The sequence below is a fragment of the Acetatifactor muris genome, from assembly GCF_024623325.1.
GTDB lineage: Bacteria > Bacillota > Clostridia > Lachnospirales > Lachnospiraceae > Acetatifactor > Acetatifactor muris.
In genome coordinates this window covers 21,598-38,711 of sequence record NZ_JANJZD010000028.1, presented here as the reverse complement: position 1 = coordinate 38,711, position 17,114 = coordinate 21,598, and the positions used below count along the sequence as shown (strand labels likewise).

Below are 17,114 nucleotides of genomic sequence, written 5' to 3'. Positions count from 1 at the left end.
TCTCAATCTGAAGGAATAAGCCCTTTAGTCTCTCAACTTTTTTATCCATATCTATTATTTCCTCTCTTTTATTTTTTTCTGCTAATTTCATCATATATCAATCCACACAATCCACCCAGTACACAATAGCAAAACGGGCTATATGCCCAATGGACATTTGCAATAAAAGGCTCTACCAAAGATGTCAAAAGAAATGAGAGTAATACTGAAAAAGATGCAATTTTATATTTTGTGTTATGGCTCTTTATGGATAAGGCAAACATGCGTAAAAAAATAAATATATATGCCAAAATCCCCAGAATTCCATTTTTGATCATGATATTAAGCCAGGCAATATCTGTCGCTCCATCCCATCCCACAACAGATCTGATATTCTTATTGTAATCCATTCCCGAATCCCTGAAGGCCATCTCTGCGTTACCGAATATCAAATGGAACATATCCCTTGAATACATTTGAATATAGTTAAGAATTCCTCTCACACGGTACATATAAGTTTCACTGTTTAATGCATATTTGATAAAGAACCACATTGCCACTACCGTTGCTGTAACAACAATCGTTCCCCAAAATATAGTTCTTTTCTTCTCAGGAATCTTTTTATTAACAAAGTCAACATTTGCTATCATAATAAAAGCAGCAAATACTATCCAAGCTCCTCTGGTGTTTGCTGATAACAGCAAAACAGATTCCAACACCAGAAATACCCAATCACCTTTTTTCCATTCTTCTAATTTACCATGAAGAAAAATGCCGATAAAACTTGCTATCATTGCATAAGCAAAATAATTTTTATGCTCCATTCCGCAATTAAACCCATATTTAACCAGCCCAGTTTCCGCAATTGTAAAAAAAGAAGCCCCGGTAAAAATACCTATCAATCCCGCCGCCATACATCCACAAAAAATTCCGATAGATGCACTTCTGATCTGTGAAAAAGACCGAATCATACTTTCACTCATACAAGCCAAAAAGGCCAATATCATCATAGATATGATAAGCCTGAGTCTAACCTTGATATCCAATCCCTGAAAACAAATACCGATGCAAAAAAATACAATACAGAAAAAAGTACGGCCCGCCATTCCAAACTTTTTCCTTATTTTTCCTTCCCCTAAAAAACAGACAGAAATGCAGCTCAATAAGATAAACATTCCTGCATACTCAATCAGATCATTAATCCCTGTTTTAATAAAATAAGAAGAATTACTTAATGTAATTAAAAAGAAGGCTATAAATAGAATTAGCTTTCTGGTTACTTTTTTAACCATTATCACACCTCTGCCATATAGAAGTCTGTCAGATCTACTCTAGTTTCTAAATTTTGATATTACCTTAGCTGCCGCCAATACAGGAACATAACAATGTAACCGCAATAGTATCAGAAAAACCTTTATACTAAAAGGTAAACCTTCCATTTGAATTTCTCCTATCGCATTTGTCAGCTTCAATTTAGCTTTTATATGTGTTGCCGCTTCTGAAAGTTTTCTTCCACATTTCACTTCATGAAATACCGCGACTGTCAGGCAATATGTTCTGTATGCATTAATCTGCATATCCAGATTTTCACTCTTTCCTCCCAGCTTATTTTCAATATAAGAAAGCAACAGCTGGTTATTCTCAAATCTGCCTGCATTATATACACCTGTCATGGAATCACTGTTCAAACGATTATAATAATAAAGATTATCCCGGCAGAAATAGATACTTTCAGATGCATACGCACAATCATAGATAAATGCTGCATCTTCCCCTATATGAATATGTTCCTCTGTACAAAAATGTTTTTCCAAAACAGCCTTTTTGTAAATTTTGGTACATGCTGAGAGAAAAATCAGACCTTTGAAAAAAGACTGCCTTTTGTCGTATATCATATAAGGATATATCTCTTTTTCGAGTTTTCCCTTATCATACAAGCCTTCTGATACTATCTGCGGGATTTCTACTTCTTTATTTTTAAACTTTTTAATCATCCCAAAGGCAATCATATCCGGCTTATAATCTCTGACCGCTTTATCCCACATAACCTGCAGTAAATTTTCCGCTATCCAGTCATCACCGTCCACATAACAGATATACTCACCGGTTGCAGCTCTAATCCCGGTATTTCGAGCATTTACCAAACCACCATTTTCCTTATGTATCACCTTGACTCTGTTGTCTTCTGCAGCATAATTATCACAGATTTCGGGGCAGTTATCTTTAGATCCATCATCTACTAAAATCACTTCAAAATCTTTGAATGTCTGTGACAATATACTATCCAGGCATTTGGGAAGATACATCTCTACATTATAAACAGGAATTATCACAGAAAATACAGCACTCATATACCAGCCCTCTTTCACCCCTGGTTCATTCCCCGGCAATAACATTAAATTTTTTGCCAATTTCCCAGCATTACTTTGTTACATACAGATACTTTTCTTAAAACATATTTGCTGACATAATACGGAACAATTGTTCCCAGAACAAACATCATCCCCACTACAAGCCAATATGGTGCTGAAATGATATTATAAAATATCACCCGGATTGGTACCTGCACAAAATAGCTGACCAGATAAATATCATAACTGTAATATCCAAGTTCCCCTAATACTCTATATATCCAGGACTCTTTATTTCCTGATACTTTGATACTAAAAGTCAAAATGGAAATCGTGGCGAAGCCCCACGTAATTATATAAGGGCAATCTGGTACTGTAAGAAAAAGCAAAAACAGGGCTGCTGAAACCTCTGCAACTATACTGCCTTTTTTTCTCTCCAGCGCTTCTTTGACTTTATCAAAATTCTGCCATACCCATATCCCCAGAGAATAGCAACATGAATAGGCTAAAACATGTGAAAATATTTCTTTTACAAAGCCTGACGGAAGTATATAATTTAAGCCCAACATAAATATGCCTGTCAGCACATAATGACCTGCCTTTAGTCCCAGTCTGCTCAATACCAGAAAAAAGAATGACATTACAAATAATGTCCACAAATACCACATACCACCATTGGGATTTTTTCCCACAAAGATTTTCCAGATTTCATTCATGTCAAACTGATTATTTGCATACTGAGAAAAACACTGTTTTAATCCCAGTGTCACCACCGAATAAAACAAATATGGTACCATAAGCCTTTTTATCTTTTTTACTATCCAGCTTCCTATTTGTACATTATTCCTGCACAAACTTTTTCCTGATACAAATCCTGATAAAAAGAAGAATAACCCCATATGAAATGCATATACACCAGCATGAATCCAAAAGGCCACAGGATTGTTTACTCCCGTAAATGCATCGGGAAAAGAATGTCCAATCAAAACAGCCAGTAATGCAATTCCGCGTGCAATATTTATTTCATCGTAATATTTTTTCATATCTCCATGACTTGTCGGCAAAGTTCTACCCTGCACTTTCATACTTTTCCTCCAAGGTCATTTTCTATGGTAAATGTATCTCTATATCCTTGTGCCAGCCTTTTATACAACCCTTCTGTCTTTTGGGCCATATCGGTCCAATTATACTTTTGATAAACAAAATCTGAAGCCACGTTCTTATAATTCTCAACCACTTCCCGACTGTCACATAGCATCTGCAATTTATCCTGCAGGTCCCCAGCATCCCCTCTCTTAAATACCACCCCTTTATCACCCACCACTTCCATGCATTCTGGAATATCAGAAACCAGGCAGCAATTTCCATACCCCATTGCTTCCAGCAGGCTGAGCGGCATTCCTTCCAAATCAGATGGAAGCACATATACATAAGCATTACTGTACAGCTCTTCCAACAGCGCTCCCTGAACAAAATCTGTAAAAAGAATTCTTCTGTCATCTCCTGCCAGTGCTTTAATTGTCATTACATAATCCTGCGAATCAGAAACTCCTCCTGCAATAACCAGCTTTTTATCTGTTTCTAAATTTTTATAAGCTTTTATCAGATAATGCACTCCCTTTTCAGGAACAAGTCTTCCTAAAAAAAGAATATATTCGTCTTTATCAATGCCAAATTTGTCCCGAATCAGTCCTGCATTTCTTATTTTCTGCTTTCCTAAACCATTAGGAATAATCACCGTATCCCTTCCATATATATTCTTAAAATACTCATATGTATTTTTATTTAATACAATTATCTGATCAGCATACCTGACTGCACACTTTTCACCCATTCGAATATATTGGGAACCCCATCCAGATTTCCACTTTTCACGTTTCCAGTCAATCCCATGTATGGTAACCACACACTTTTTTCGTAACAATTTGGGAATCCAAAGCATTGCACATGGCCCTTCCGCATGAAAATGCACCACATCATATCGACCAAATGCACTTCCCAGCGCCCCCAAAAAGGAGGATGTCACTGCCGCCATACCCTTTATATCCACCGTAGGTACATATTTTAAAGTAACACCCTTATATTCCTTTCCCTGATATGTGTCAAACTTTGTCCCGCCCACATGATGCCCATTCCGGTTATAACATGTCACTTTGTGTCCCATTTTAACCAAGCGTGTGCTCAACTCCTCCACCACAATCTCAATCCCACCTTCACGGGAAGGAATTCGTTTATGTCCCACCATAGCAATATTCAGTTTTCTGTCTTTTTTTCTGGCAGAAACCGGCATATAAGCCCTCCATCACGCTTCATTCAATCACAAGTCAAACCAATCTTTAAATTCTTCCCGGACTATCGTATCCACTTCACTGTACTCCAATAAATAGACTTTCATCTAACAGGCATCACATCGCCCCATCCCGGCCAAACACCACACCTACAGTCCGAAACAGAATCCTCATATCCATCCCCATACTCCACTCCATGATGTACTTCGTATCCAGTCTGACTACTTCCTCAAAGTCCGTAATTCTGCTTCGCCCGCTGACCTGCCACAACCCCGTAATTCCCGGGCGCACCGCCAGTCTGGCTCTGTGATGGGGTTCATACCGCTCCCACTCGTCCACCGTAGGCGGTCTGGTCCCTACCAGGCTCATGTCCCCCTTTAACACATTAAAAAACTGGGGGAACTCGTCCAGGCTATAATCTCTCATGAAATTCCCCAGTCCTTTTTTTACCCTGCCATCCGGAAGCACCTTACAGCCGATAATCCTGGGATCTCCCTCCAGCTTGAACATCAGGCCGTCTCCATGACGGTTTCGCTCCATCAGTTCTTTTTTCCGTTCTTCTGCATCCAGGTACATACTGCGGAATTTATAGATTTTAAACCTCTTCCCATTTCTTCCCACCCTCTCCTGGGTAAAAAAGACAGGTCCCGGGGACGCTATCTGAATGGCCGGTGCCAGAACCAAAAACAGAATACAGGTCATCAGGCAGCCGATACTTCCTCCCGCAATGTCCATCCCTCTCTTAATCAGCTGCTGCAGGGGAGTGGCATAACTGATACTGGTGGTCAGCACCGTATACTCTCCCAGATGATTCACGAACTGTCGCATCCCTCCGTCCGTTCCCGCACGGAAGACGCTTACATGGACCACCACACCCATCCCAGCCAGCCGCTCCACCAGCTGCTCCGGATAGGGGACGCTTCGGGGCAGCACAATCAGCACTTCATCCACCCAGCTGCGACATACTGCGTCCACTACATCCTCCACCCCTGCCACTACAGGAATATGCCGGTAACGCTCCCCTGTCTCACCCACACCATCCGGATTTTGACTTCCGGTCACGTCACTGTATTTTTCTCTGGCTACCTGTATGACATCTGTTTCTTCCGCCTCCGCCCCACTGACAGTTTTTCTGTCCAGAAATGCAGTCCCCGTGATATTGAACTGCTCTGTCCCCTGGGAATGCAGGTCTGCCAGCACTTCCCGCACCATCCACGACTCCGTCACCACCAGCAGGGAGCGTCTCTCTCCCTCCGCCGCCTTTCTCTTCAGCAGCAGCTTCTTCCACAGGAGTCTGGAAAAATATCCTGTACAGATATAGAGAATCCCTGTCAGGTAAATCACAAAGCGGGAACCGCTCACATTTTTCTGGGCAGTAAACAGGTACAGCACCGCGATTACCTCCACCAGGCATACATGGCGCAGCGTCACTGTAAATTCCCCGTAAAATCCCCTTTTCAGCACTCCGCTGAAAGTTCCGGACAAAAGGGCCACTGCAATAACCGCCAGCAGAAGTACAATCCCTATCCCCCTGTACTCCTCATCCCCATAGGGGCTGGACGGTCCCATCCGCACCGCATAAGCCAGCATAAAGGCCCCCTGCAGACACAGTCCGTCAAGCACGATGAAATCCAGGTGTTTCAGCCATCCTCCCGCCCTCTTTCTGTACATAAACTCAACTCCCTCTGTACGGTTATACCTGCATGGTCTTCCCTCCTGTCTCTGCGGCAGCGCACAAAATTTACGGTACACCGGTACCCTTTCCGCGCTTTATGCACTCCCCCACTGACAGTCCTTTTTCTGAAAGGGGATGACTGGCATCCCCCCTCAAATAGAAACCAAACGTCGGATCCTTATTTCAGATCATGCATGATCATTTCTTAAGATTACGAGCTTTAAAACTCTCCGGTCTTAGGAGCCTTCACACCCGCTGCTGCAGCAGCCTGGGCAGAATCTACCACCATGAATGCCACGGGGGAGAAGGAAGTAAAGGTTCCGGTTACAGACAGATTGTCGCCCAGAACGGCCTGGCCAACTACTTCCCAGGGCTTGCCCTCCACGGAATCTTTTCTGTGAAGAATGTATACCAGGTCGCCCTTCTTTGCGATGCCGCTTACGTCAAAGGGAATCTGCACGCCGCCTGCGGGGATGGTTCCGGTATAGCTCACATCAATCATTGCCTTTAACTTTGCATTTGCGGATACTCCCAGGTCACTCAGTACCTTCGCGTTGGATGTTACATTTACCACTTCCTCAGCCACAGCCTTGTTCTCGATGGCTTTGGCATTGGTGTTGGCTGTTCCCAGACCGATTGTAGAGCCCAGATCTGCGGCTCCCTTTGCGTCGGAAGAATAGCTTTCGCTGACCGGCACCTGGCCTGCAGGTTTTGACGGCGCTGTAATGCTGCCGCTGGCCAGCACAGGCATGGCCATTGCCACAGTCATGACGCCTGCCATGAGTAATGCATATAATTTTTTCATTGGACATTGTCCTCCTTTATCATTTTTTGTTTGGTTTCTATATATTGATACCGGTTTCCCGGTATTAATACCATATTTATTCTTCCAGCACCGCCTGCACCAACAGCCGCTTCTCCGCATTGGCTTCCCCTGCCATGCAGGTCACAAGGGTGATGATCTTATCTTCCTCCGTCACCGTAATGCCCTTATCAATATTTGCACTCATGTCCCGGATGTCATAGATGGACTTCAGATAAGAAGCGTAAACTTCCTGATCCGAAAAATCAAAGCTGTAAAGAAGATGCCTGTCATCATACACATACGCCGCAAAAATCTCATAACACAGAGTTTTTTCCGGCAGATACACAAGCACCTCCCTGTTGGCATCAAAAAAGTCCCTGTCTTCAAATTCATGCAGCTGGGCAAACATGGTTCCCGCCTTCATATTGTGGCCGTAGATTACCGTGTTCGGATCTGTGAAATCCTTTGCATTCAGGCTTTCCGTGTAAATGCACCCCGGATATCCGTACGAACCGTCCAGATTGTGGTGCAGGTAATAGGCGTCATCCGTGGGATGCTGTAAAACGGGATAGTCAATGACAGTCCCCGGAACCGTTATCCAGGCGTAAATATCTTCATTCAGTGTCTTCAGATAGGCAAAGTCGATTTCCCCGCCCTCCGGGGACTCCCCTTCTTCCTCTTTTGTCTCCCCTGTTCCTTCTGCCTTCTCTTCCGGGGCTGCCTCCCCTTCTTTTGTTTCTCCCCCGGCCTGGGCAATCGCGTTCACTTTTGCAGTGCGGAACAGCGCTTCCAGCTCTTCTTCCGTCAGAGCCGCTTTCGGCAGCGGCAGCATTCCGTCTGTCTCTTCCTGCCCTTCTCCCGGGTCCCCGGACCCCCCATACCGCAGATAGCTCAGGCCTTTCCCCAGGAAAAATACCGCCACCAGGCCTGCAGCACTTAATATCAATTTCAGAATCAGCTGTTTTTTATCCTTCTTCATCTCACTCCACTTCCTCGTAAAACACTTCCAGTATCAGCTCATACAAAGCCGCTTCCTCCGGATAGAACTCCTCGTAGGTTTCCCCCTGCACAGTAGCTCCTTTCAGGGAATGCAGATTTTCTCCCGAAAATTCGTACCCTGCCGCCTGCATGGCCAGATAACTGATCTCGTCCACTGTTATGTCTGTCACCATATATCTGCTCAGGGTATTGTACAGGCTCACAGGAAAGGTGATGTCTTCCTTTAACCTGTCAACAGCTGCACCGGCATATGCAGTCAGATATTGTTTCTGCCTCTCCAGCCGCCTTCCCGCACTGTTAAAGCTGGTTATGTCTCTGTTATGTAAGTAGTAATAGGCATCCATTCCCATCAGACGGATGCTCTCTCCCTCTTTTATCCGGAAATCTTTAAAATCCAATGTCTCCAGAGCCTGCAGTTCGATTCCCCCCACGGCGTCGTTGATCAGGGGAATCGCCCCCATATTGATGGCACAGTAACCGTGGATAGGCAGGTTGTAAAACAACCGTGATACAGCTTTCATGCTCCGCTCGCAGCTGATCTGGGCTCCGTCCCCATAGCCGTGCTGGATGGCCAGCTGGGCCTTCTCCGTCCCCCAGTATGCCCCGTTTACATCATACATTTCCACTTCTGTCATGGTATCCCGGGGGATCCCAATCACGGACATTTCCTTATTATGAGGATTGAGCACCAGCAGGAAGATGGCGTCCGACTGTCCTCCGTCCGACGTACTTTCCACTTCTCCCACCTCGCTCATCTTGTCGATTCCCAGGAACAGAAAGGTCAGGATGTCTTCGTTGTAGCGGTAGTGAATACCGTTGTGACGGATATCGCCGTACTGCCAGTCCTCTTCCGCTTCCTGGGTCTCCCCCATTTCTACAGCCAGACCGCTCAGGGCGGCCAGCATCTCTCCGTTATCCGCGTTGTTGTAAAGCCTGTTTTTCCCGGATATCTGCAGAGCAAGGAAAATCACCGCTCCTGTGAAGATAAATACCACCATCCCCAGTAATGTTTTCACCAGAATATACCGGATCTGTTTTTCTTTTTTCCTTTTTGCGCTCATCCGGTGCACTCCTCCTTTCCCGAATATCTGCCGCATGTGATCTGATTTGAAATATCCGGCGTTCAGCCCCACAGTTTTCTTCCGCTGTCAGCCCTCCTTCTCCCTTCCGTCCGGCACATAGCGCGCTACATCCTCCAGAGTACATTCCAGTACCCTGCACAGATCGTTCAGCGTGGTTGTGTTCATTGGCTTGTTTTTCCTGAGCCTGTCCACTGTGGCACTGGAGATCCTGTGTCTGGTGATCAGGGTATAGGTGGATTCTCCCGATTTCTTCAATGTCTTCCAGAAAGGCTGATAATCTATCAATGTCGTTTTCCTTTCGTATGCACATTTCCTGTTCTTTATACATTCAAATGGTTCGCCTTAGTGACATGTAAGGCGAACTTTTCTGCCAATTGGGTTGTGGGATTATAACCTGAACTTATAAAAAGATTGAAATTCCTACGGAGAGGTCAGAATAAAGCAGAATAAAATATTCGGAAAATGGATTTCAAAGATTCATCAGACAGAACTACCGATGCCTTTATGGTTGTATACAGTCTCTGTTTATGCGATATGCTGTAAAAAATAATATGTTTTCTGTAAAAACAGAAAAACTGCCAAAAAAAGAAAAAAATCAGATTTTGCTTGCAATGTACTGCTGAAAGGTATAAAATAAACAAAGTTATGAAAAAAGTTCGCCTTACATGTCACTAAGGCGAACTTTTTGGGAATAAAAAAAGACAGTCGCTATAAAAATATCTGTAAAAGTTCTCTACAGCATTACATACCCCACTACCGTTTTCTTCAATATGGCAACACTCTCCTGTTCTCTGTGAATTCTTGCCCGGCGGGACATATCCCGTTCCTCCACCAGAATCACAGCGTCACAGGAAGCCAGTCTTTCCAGGGTACTGGCTGTAACATTCATATCCGCACCTTCCACCAAAGTGACGCCTTCTGTCCGCGCCATAATCTGAGCTATAAGCTTTTTCAGCTTACCGCTCTCCACAGTTCCCGTCACCAGAATCGTACTGTTTTCCAAAGCCAGATTCCTGATATTTGCAGAAATGATCCCATAAGCTTCCTCTTCCGCAACCTGTCCGGCTCCCGCCTCCAGTCTCTGAAGGAAGGAATCAATTCCTGACAGAAGCCTTTTTTTCTGCGCCTTAGGCACTGTTCCCAGAAGATAGTATCCATACCTTTCCCTGAGTTCTCTCTCTCCACGGATTTTATCGCTGAGTATGTACGATATTCCATACAGAAATACCGCCCCGAAGACCCCTCCCAGGAATCCCAGCACAGCATATTTCACGATACTTAATTTCTGTATTTCCTCCGGAGCCCCCGATTCCGTCATTGTACTTTCATCCGGCTGTTCACTTTCGTGCATCTGCTGCTCTTTTGCCATCAAAGCTTCCTTTGACTGACTGACAATATTACTTCTGACTGCATATGCCCCTGCAGCCACGGCCAGAATTACTGCAGCCAGCAAAATAATCCGCCACTGATATACTATATCAAAAAATAAATCTCTCAAATCGATTTCCAGTTCGTACTCTTCCCTGTAATTCATATTTGCTCCCGTCTTATCTAACTGTCTATATACCGTTCCTGACGGCCAGATTTCCCTTTTTGTAATAAAAGCACCTGAACTCTGAAAATATCTGTACAAATCAACTGTCCACTGATTAGAAAATGATGAAAAAACAGATGCTGCCTCTGCAACATTTGCAGCATCTGTTTTCAGGAGAATGCATGGCATCCCCGCAGATAGAAACCAAACGATGGAATACTATTTCAGATCATGCATGATCATTAAATAAAATTATTAATTTTAAAACTCACCGGTCTTGGGAGCCTTGACACCTGTCGCAGCAGGAGCCTGTGCGGAATCCACTACCATGAATGCCACGGGTGAAAAAGAAGTAAAGGTTCCGGTTACAGACAGATTATCGCCCAGAACAGCCTGGCCAACTACTTCCCAGGGCTTGCCTTCTACGGAATCTTTTCTGTGAAGAATATAAACCAGGTCACCTTTCTTCGCGATGCCGCTTACATCAAAAGGAATCTGTACGCCGCCTGCAGGAATGGTTCCGGAATAGCTTACGTCAACCATTGCCTTTAATTTTGCATTTGCAGACACACCCAGATCTCTCAGAACCTTTGCGTTGGAAGTTACATTTACAACCTCCTCTGCCACTGCCTTGTTCTCAATTGTCTTTGCACTGGTATTAGCTGCTCCCAATCCAATAGTAGAACCAAGATCTGTTGCACCCTTGGCATCGGAAGAATAGCTTTCGCTGACAGCAGGTGCAGATGCCTCGCGGCTGGGTGCTGCCAGTACAGGTACAGCCATTGCCACGGTCATGACGCCGGCCATCAATAATGCATATAATTTTTTCATTGGACATTGTCCTCCTTTGGAAAATTTAGTTTGGTTTCTATATATTGATACCGGAATCCCGGTATTAATACCATTTTATACAGTATCTTACTCTTCCTGCAGCACCGCCTGTACCAGCAGCCTTTTCTCTGCATTGGCCTCTCCCGGCATACAGGTTACCAGCGTAATAATTTTATTTTCCTCCGTTACCGTAATTTCTCTGTTGATGTTTGCGCTCATATCTCTGATATCATAGATGGATTTCAGATAAGAGGCATACACATCCTCATCCGAGAAATCGAAGCTGTACAGCAGATGTCTGTCATCATAGACATAAGCTGCAAAAATCTGATAATGCAGTGTCTTTTCCGGCAGATAAATCACAACTTCATCATTGGCGCTGAAAAACTCTCCATCCTCAAATTTATGTAATTCCGCAAACATGGTTCCTGCTTTCATATTATGACCGTAGATTACTGTATTCGGATCCTCAAAATCTTTTGTATTCAGACTTTCCGTATAGATACAGCCCGGATACCCATAGGAACCATCCAGATTATGATGCAGATAATAGCTGTCATCTGTGGGATGCTGTAAAATGGGATAATCAATAATAGTGCCTGGAACCGTAATCCAGGCATAAATATCCTCGTTCAGTGTCTTCAGATATTCGAAGTCAATCGCTCCCTCTTCCGGGGGCGCCTCTTCGCTTTCCGTCTGTGTATCTTCGTCCGGTTCCTGATCTGCATCCGGTTCTTCGTCCACCCCATCCTCTCCGACGCCAGATGCAGTAGCACTCTCCTTGGCAGAACGGAACAGCGCTTCCAGCTCCTCTTCTGTCAACGCCGCTTTCGGCGGAGGCAGATTCTCGTCGGCACTGGCCTGTAAATCCTCCGGTTCTCCGGAGCCTCCATACAGCAGATGGCTGATTCCCCTGCCCAGGAAAAATACCGCCACCAGTCCTGCCATTCCCAGAACAATTTTTACAATTAGCTGTTTTTTACTTTTTTTCATATCCTCTTTCCCGTCACTCTACTTCCTCATAAAATACTTCCAGAATCAATTCGTACAATGCCTGCTCATCCGGATAGAATTCCTCATAGATTTCCCCCTGCACTGTCGCTCCCTGCAGGGAACGGAGACTTTCTTCCGAAAAATGATATCCCGCAGCCTGACCGGCCAGATAGCTGATCTCATCTACCCCGATATCTGTTACCATGTACTTACTCAATGTATTGTACAACGTCAGCGGAAATGTAAGATCCTCTTTCACTGCGCTGATAGCAGCGGAAGCATATGCCGTCAGATATTGCTTCTGCCTTTCCAGACGTCTGCCCGCGCTGTTAAAGCTGTCTGTATCACGGCTGCGCAGGTAATAATATGCCTCCATCCCCTCCAGATGAATTGTCTCTCCCTCTTTGATCTTGAATTCAGGATAGTTCATTGTTTCCACTGCACTCAGTTCAATTCCTCCCACAGCATCATTGATGAAAGGAATTGCCCCCATATTGACAGCGCAATAGCCGTGTATGGGCAAGCCATAGAACAGTCGCGACACTGCCTTCACACTCCGTTCACAGCTGAGCTCTGCCCCGTCTCCATACCCATGCTGAATTGACAGCTGCGCTTTCTCAGTGCCCCAGTATACACCTTTCTCGTCATATATCTCCACATCCGTCATAGTATCCCTGGGGATTCCAATGACAGAAATTTCCCCGCTGTGCGGGTTGAGCACCAACAGAAATACAGCATCCGACTGCCCTCCGTCGATGGCGTCTTCCACAGGTGCAACTTCGCTCATCTTATCAATTCCCAGAAACAGAAAAGTCAGAATGTCTTCATTATAGCGATAGTGGATTCCATTATATCGGATATCGCCTGACTGCCAGTCCTCGTCTTCCTCCTCTTCTTCAACCGTACCGCCGAGTTCTATGGCCAGAGCACTCAATTTGGCCATCATTTCTCCGCTGTCCGCATGACTGTAGAGACTGTTCTTCCCTGATATCTGCGTGACCAGAAAAACAATGGCTCCCGTGAAAATCAATACCGCAATCCCCAGAAAAACTCTCATCAGGATACGCCGGATTTTCTTTTCCTTCTTTTCTTTTCCACTCATCCGCCCATTCCCTCCCCGCCTGAAAGCCTCCTGTCGTTCTCCTTAGATCAGATATTCAGCCAAATACCATATTGTGAAAACATATGTTTTGATCCGCCCGTTTTGAAAGCGTTCTTCGTTATATTATAGTCACGTTAATGACTATAGTCAAGTGCAAAAAATCAAAATCATGTAGTTTTATTGACAAACTTAAGTATCATGTAGTAAAATGAAACACATTGAAATGCCGGCATTACTCAAAATAAAATTTTGCTTTCCCGGGCAGTTCGTAACCATCCTGCCCTGAAAGGGCTGCGAGCTTTTTCAAAATCAAAACTAAGGAGGATGCAGGGACAGTATGCCCTGCCGCGTCCTTTGGGACGCTTTTTTATATTATATGGAAAGATACAGCAAAATTCTGGAAAAAGAAAAAAGAGAAATTGTTCTGCTTCGCGGCAGGGGATGTGTATACGGAAAATGTCCCTTCTGTGATTACCATCTGGATAAATGCGCCGACGATAACGCCAATTACCTTCTCAACAGCGACGTGCTCAGCCAGGTCACAGGGGAATTCGATAATCTGGAAGTCATCAACAGCGGTTCTGTCTTCGAGCTGGATTCTCGGACTCTCAATCTGATCAAAGCCGTATGCCGGGACAGGAATATATCCACCATCCATTTTGAATCCCACTATCTATATAAGGAAAAAATTCCCGCACTCAGGCGTGACTTCTCCGAGTTCAATGTGAAAATGAAGCTGGGACTGGAGACATTTGACTGGGCATTTCGCGAAAAAGTGCTGAAGAAGGGAATTCCTGACAGAAGGCCCGAAATCATCAGCCGCTGTTTTGACGAGGCAAACTTTCTGTTCGGCATATCCGGTCAGACTCTGGCCTCCATGGAACAGGATATTATATTGGGACTTACTTATTTTGAACGTATCTGTCTGAACATCATGTGCGAAAACAGTACGTCAGTCAGACCGGACGAAGAAGTTATCTCAGTATTTCGTGAAAAAATTTATCCGAAATACGCAGAGAATAACCGTGTTGATATCTTAATTGAGAACACTGATTTTGGTGTGGGATGAAGAACGCTGTTATCGTTAATTGCTGCTTTCTTCCTTCAGCGTCTATGCCGCAAGTCAGATGTTCGACGTATGGCTCTATCATAGATGGTGGGCCTTTATGGAGAAAAAATACAGTGACAAGTATCTTCACAGCAACGGTCAGCAGTCTGAGTTCTGCAGATATATCCGCTGCTCCTGAAGCATGGGATACCTGGCCGGAATGTGGGCCTCCAGGTTCTCCCTGTGCATATCCACCGCCGTAATCTGATGATTTTCATAGGTGGTGTAATAATAAATTCCTTTATCCGCATTACAGCAGGAGGTATAGATGGTAATCTCATATCTGCCGTCCCCTGCTTTACAGCACCCCCGCTGCTGGTCCACAGAACCCAATATATGGAAAAACTGGCTGACACTCTCCCCCTCGGACTGTCCTGACCGGGAATTCATCCTGACAAAGGCGGCCCGCACAAACCGGGACTGAGAGGACAAATCTCCCGGGAGCCCCAGTGCTCCCATTCCCCGGCTATAGCAGTACAGCGGCAGCTGGGCTGAAAAATGATTCTGCGGTTCTTCCGGCGATAACTGCATATAGTGATTCAGTGCAAAAATCTGCTGGTCAAAGGGCGGATTATTGGTCAATACACCAACCGGATTGTCGTATATCTGCAGTCCTTCTTTCGTTGACTCCACGGTAATGCAGTGGTCTCTGTCGGCAATCATCCAGTGCAGCCGGGCCGCCGGCAGCTTTTCATGAAAATCGTCATCTGTGAGATTTATTTTCTCCAGCAGCGCTCTCGCTTCCTCCACGTCCCTGCACTGTCCCAGTATCCAGGGAATAAATTCATAAGTAGCCACATTTTCTCTGTCAGGCATCGCCTTTCGGTAAGACGCATTTCCCACAAAATTAAGTCCGGCCATACCCAGTCCTTTTTCATTCACCGCATCATAATACAGCGGGCATTCCGCTTCCACATGTGCCATGCCGATCATGGCATAATGCTTCTTCTGCGTTCCCATATAACGGAAAGACAGCGGAAAATTCCTGGGCATAACCACAATTTCCTCCCCATAGGAGAAGTCATTGTCCAGAGTTCTCCCGAAGTAAAAGTCTTTTGTCCTGTATGTTGCTGCAGTACACATTACGCTCAGTCTCCTCTCGATTCTGCAAGTTTTATGATTACCCCGTACATCATCTTTTTCTATATGGCCCCCAAAAGTCCGTAAATCAAGGTTCCCGCCACGCCGCTTCCCAGGATAATCGTCACGGCATTTATCTTGAATTTTCTCAGCAGAAACAATGCTGCTCCAAAAATTCCCAGTTCCACCACCCGGATATCACGCAATACAATATTCCCGATTTCAGCCTGAAATAATCCCAGCATAAGGATGGACGCCCCCGCCGAGGCAATCAGCGCCACCACCGCAGGCCGCATGGCGCCGAGAACAATCTGAACCCCCTGCATGGAACGATATTTATAGTAAAAATATGCCAGTGTCAGACAGATACAGAATGACGGCAGGATACACCCAATGGTACAAATCAGTACTCCGGGAATTCCCGCTATCCTCATACCTACAAATGTCGCGGAATTGATAGATATGGGACCAGGTGTCATCTCTGCCACTGTAATCAGGTCAGAAAATTCCTCCAGCGTCATCAGCCCATGAATATTTACAATCTGCTCCTGAATCAGCGGAATGGCCGCATACCCTCCGCCCACGCTGAACAGTCCAACCTGTATAAAGGAAAAAAATAATTTCAGTAATAACATTTATGCTTCCGGTCCTTTCTTTTTTCTCATGGTAACTGTCATATCCGCAAGTCCGATACCCAGACAGGTTAAAATCACCAGCATGGCACTGATATCAAAAAAATAAGTTGCGACAAAGGCCGTCACCATCATTCCGATATACAGAATCCTTTTTGTCTTCATCACATTCCCTGCCAGATTCAGCACAACATCAAATATCACGGCTGCCACTCCGGCTCGCATTACCTGCAGCGCTACAGCAATATAGGGGTTTGTACGAAACTGCTCATAGAACAGCGAAATCACGGAGATAATCACCATGGGCGGCAATATGGTTCCCACAATTGCCGCCAGAGAACCTGTCACCCCGGCCATTCGATAGCCGATAATGACAGAGGCATTCACCGGAAGCGGTCCCGGAGAAGACTGCGTAATCGCCGTCACATCAAGCATTTCGTCTTCATCAAGCCACTTCAGTTCTTCCACATATTTCTTCTTCATCAGAGAGACAATGACAAACCCGCCGCCAAAAGTACAGGCACTCAGAACAAACATGGACTTAAATAATATCCACAGTTTATTTTCCTCTGTTTTCTCTTCTTTTTTCACCGCAGCCTCCCGCAAATTTCATTTTTACTGTAAAATCATCACCAGTCATATTATTTGTAAAATA

17 protein-coding genes are annotated in these 17,114 nt (G+C 44.8%); 1 reads left to right on the top strand and 16 read right to left on the bottom strand.

The window, feature by feature from the left end; translation table 11 throughout:
• Positions 1-68: 68 nt before the first annotated feature.
• The 13 genes from NSB25_RS21565 to NSB25_RS21505 all read right to left on the bottom strand — a co-directional run bounded on the left by NSB25_RS21565 (position 69) and on the right by NSB25_RS21505 (position 13,639).
• A complete protein-coding gene (locus NSB25_RS21565) occupies positions 69-1,271 on the bottom strand; it encodes a hypothetical protein (protein WP_103241600.1) in 1,203 nt (400 codons plus the stop codon).
• A 39-nt stretch (positions 1,272-1,310) separates the two neighbouring features.
• On the bottom strand, positions 1,311-2,390 hold the full coding sequence (locus NSB25_RS21560; RefSeq protein ID WP_103241599.1) for a glycosyltransferase family 2 protein: 1,080 nt from the start codon (positions 2,388-2,390) through the stop codon (positions 1,311-1,313).
• Entirely contained in the window at positions 2,375-3,415 is a 1,041-nt protein-coding gene (locus NSB25_RS21555; RefSeq protein WP_103241598.1) for an acyltransferase family protein, read from the bottom strand. The genes NSB25_RS21560 and NSB25_RS21555 overlap by 16 nt, the downstream gene beginning before the upstream one ends.
• Complete coding sequence (locus NSB25_RS21550) at positions 3,412-4,620, bottom strand: glycosyltransferase family 4 protein (protein WP_103241597.1); 1,209 nt, start codon at positions 4,618-4,620, stop codon at positions 3,412-3,414. Before NSB25_RS21550 ends, NSB25_RS21555 begins: the two co-directional genes overlap by 4 nt.
• A gap of 115 nt (positions 4,621-4,735) precedes the next feature.
• Positions 4,736-6,289: a sugar transferase gene (locus NSB25_RS21545; protein WP_103241596.1), complete on the bottom strand. Its 1,554-nt coding sequence runs from the start codon at positions 6,287-6,289 to the stop codon at positions 4,736-4,738.
• A 224-nt stretch (positions 6,290-6,513) separates the two neighbouring features.
• Positions 6,514-7,098, bottom strand: coding sequence for a hypothetical protein (locus NSB25_RS21540; RefSeq protein ID WP_103241595.1), 585 nt, complete (start codon positions 7,096-7,098; stop codon positions 6,514-6,516).
• 76 nt (positions 7,099-7,174) lie between these two features.
• Positions 7,175-8,077 (bottom strand): class B sortase, encoded by a 903-nt coding sequence (gene srtB, locus NSB25_RS21535; RefSeq protein ID WP_103241594.1) that lies wholly within the window; start codon positions 8,075-8,077, stop codon positions 7,175-7,177.
• Between the two features lies 1 nt (position 8,078).
• Positions 8,079-9,158 carry an LCP family protein gene (locus tag NSB25_RS21530; RefSeq protein ID WP_172455237.1) on the bottom strand — a complete coding sequence of 360 codons (1,080 nt, stop codon included), beginning with the start codon at positions 9,156-9,158 and terminating at the stop codon, positions 8,079-8,081.
• An 87-nt stretch (positions 9,159-9,245) separates the two neighbouring features.
• On the bottom strand, positions 9,246-9,464 hold the full coding sequence (locus NSB25_RS21525) for a helix-turn-helix domain-containing protein (protein ID WP_103241592.1): 219 nt from the start codon (positions 9,462-9,464) through the stop codon (positions 9,246-9,248).
• Positions 9,465-9,912: 448 nt separating this feature from the next.
• A complete protein-coding gene (locus NSB25_RS21520; protein ID WP_146040150.1) occupies positions 9,913-10,713 on the bottom strand; it encodes a hypothetical protein in 801 nt (266 codons plus the stop codon).
• 261 nt (positions 10,714-10,974) lie between these two features.
• Complete coding sequence (locus NSB25_RS21515) at positions 10,975-11,544, bottom strand: hypothetical protein (protein WP_103241589.1); 570 nt, start codon at positions 11,542-11,544, stop codon at positions 10,975-10,977.
• A gap of 87 nt (positions 11,545-11,631) precedes the next feature.
• Complete coding sequence (gene srtB / locus NSB25_RS21510; RefSeq protein ID WP_103241588.1) at positions 11,632-12,537, bottom strand: class B sortase; 906 nt, start codon at positions 12,535-12,537, stop codon at positions 11,632-11,634.
• A gap of 13 nt (positions 12,538-12,550) precedes the next feature.
• Positions 12,551-13,639, bottom strand: a complete 1,089-nt coding sequence (locus tag NSB25_RS21505) for an LCP family protein (protein WP_103241587.1) — start codon at positions 13,637-13,639, stop codon at positions 12,551-12,553.
• 376 nt (positions 13,640-14,015) lie between these two features.
• Here NSB25_RS21505 and NSB25_RS21500 point away from each other — a divergent pair, with 376 nt between their 5' ends.
• Positions 14,016-14,708 (top strand): radical SAM protein, encoded by a 693-nt coding sequence (locus NSB25_RS21500; RefSeq protein WP_103241633.1) that lies wholly within the window; start codon positions 14,016-14,018, stop codon positions 14,706-14,708.
• A gap of 138 nt (positions 14,709-14,846) precedes the next feature.
• On the opposite strand, the gene bsh is transcribed toward NSB25_RS21500, so the two are convergent.
• Genes bsh through NSB25_RS21485 form a run of 3 tightly spaced genes read right to left on the bottom strand, consistent with a single transcriptional unit; the run spans position 14,847 to position 17,050 of the window.
• Complete coding sequence (bsh, locus tag NSB25_RS21495) at positions 14,847-15,830, bottom strand: choloylglycine hydrolase (RefSeq protein WP_103241586.1); 984 nt, start codon at positions 15,828-15,830, stop codon at positions 14,847-14,849.
• 59 nt (positions 15,831-15,889) lie between these two features.
• Complete coding sequence (locus NSB25_RS21490) at positions 15,890-16,462, bottom strand: chromate transporter (protein ID WP_103241585.1); 573 nt, start codon at positions 16,460-16,462, stop codon at positions 15,890-15,892.
• Complete coding sequence (locus NSB25_RS21485) at positions 16,463-17,050, bottom strand: chromate transporter (RefSeq protein WP_257479310.1); 588 nt, start codon at positions 17,048-17,050, stop codon at positions 16,463-16,465.
• Between the last annotated feature and the right edge of the window lie 64 nt (positions 17,051-17,114).

Coding starts and splice junctions, on each gene's coding strand:
- bsh (WP_103241586.1), bottom strand. CDS start 15,830: ATGTGTACTGCAGCAACATACAGGACAAAAGACTTTTACTTCGGGAGA.
- NSB25_RS21540 (WP_103241595.1), bottom strand. CDS start 7,098: ATGAAAAAATTATATGCATTACTCATGGCAGGCGTCATGACTGTGGCA.
- NSB25_RS21545 (WP_103241596.1), bottom strand. CDS start 6,289: ATGTACAGAAAGAGGGCGGGAGGATGGCTGAAACACCTGGATTTCATC.
- NSB25_RS21505 (WP_103241587.1), bottom strand. CDS start 13,639: ATGAGTGGAAAAGAAAAGAAGGAAAAGAAAATCCGGCGTATCCTGATG.
- NSB25_RS21500 (WP_103241633.1), top strand. CDS start 14,016: ATGGAAAGATACAGCAAAATTCTGGAAAAAGAAAAAAGAGAAATTGTT.
- NSB25_RS21565 (WP_103241600.1), bottom strand. CDS start 1,271: ATGGTTAAAAAAGTAACCAGAAAGCTAATTCTATTTATAGCCTTCTTT.
- NSB25_RS21490 (WP_103241585.1), bottom strand. CDS start 16,462: ATGTTATTACTGAAATTATTTTTTTCCTTTATACAGGTTGGACTGTTC.
- NSB25_RS21550 (WP_103241597.1), bottom strand. CDS start 4,620: ATGCCGGTTTCTGCCAGAAAAAAAGACAGAAAACTGAATATTGCTATG.
- NSB25_RS21520 (WP_146040150.1), bottom strand. CDS start 10,713: ATGAATTACAGGGAAGAGTACGAACTGGAAATCGATTTGAGAGATTTA.
- NSB25_RS21530 (WP_172455237.1), bottom strand. CDS start 9,158: ATGAGCGCAAAAAGGAAAAAAGAAAAACAGATCCGGTATATTCTGGTG.
- srtB (WP_103241588.1), bottom strand. CDS start 12,537: ATGAAAAAAAGTAAAAAACAGCTAATTGTAAAAATTGTTCTGGGAATG.
- srtB (WP_103241594.1), bottom strand. CDS start 8,077: ATGAAGAAGGATAAAAAACAGCTGATTCTGAAATTGATATTAAGTGCT.
- NSB25_RS21555 (WP_103241598.1), bottom strand. CDS start 3,415: ATGAAAGTGCAGGGTAGAACTTTGCCGACAAGTCATGGAGATATGAAA.
- NSB25_RS21515 (WP_103241589.1), bottom strand. CDS start 11,544: ATGAAAAAATTATATGCATTATTGATGGCCGGCGTCATGACCGTGGCA.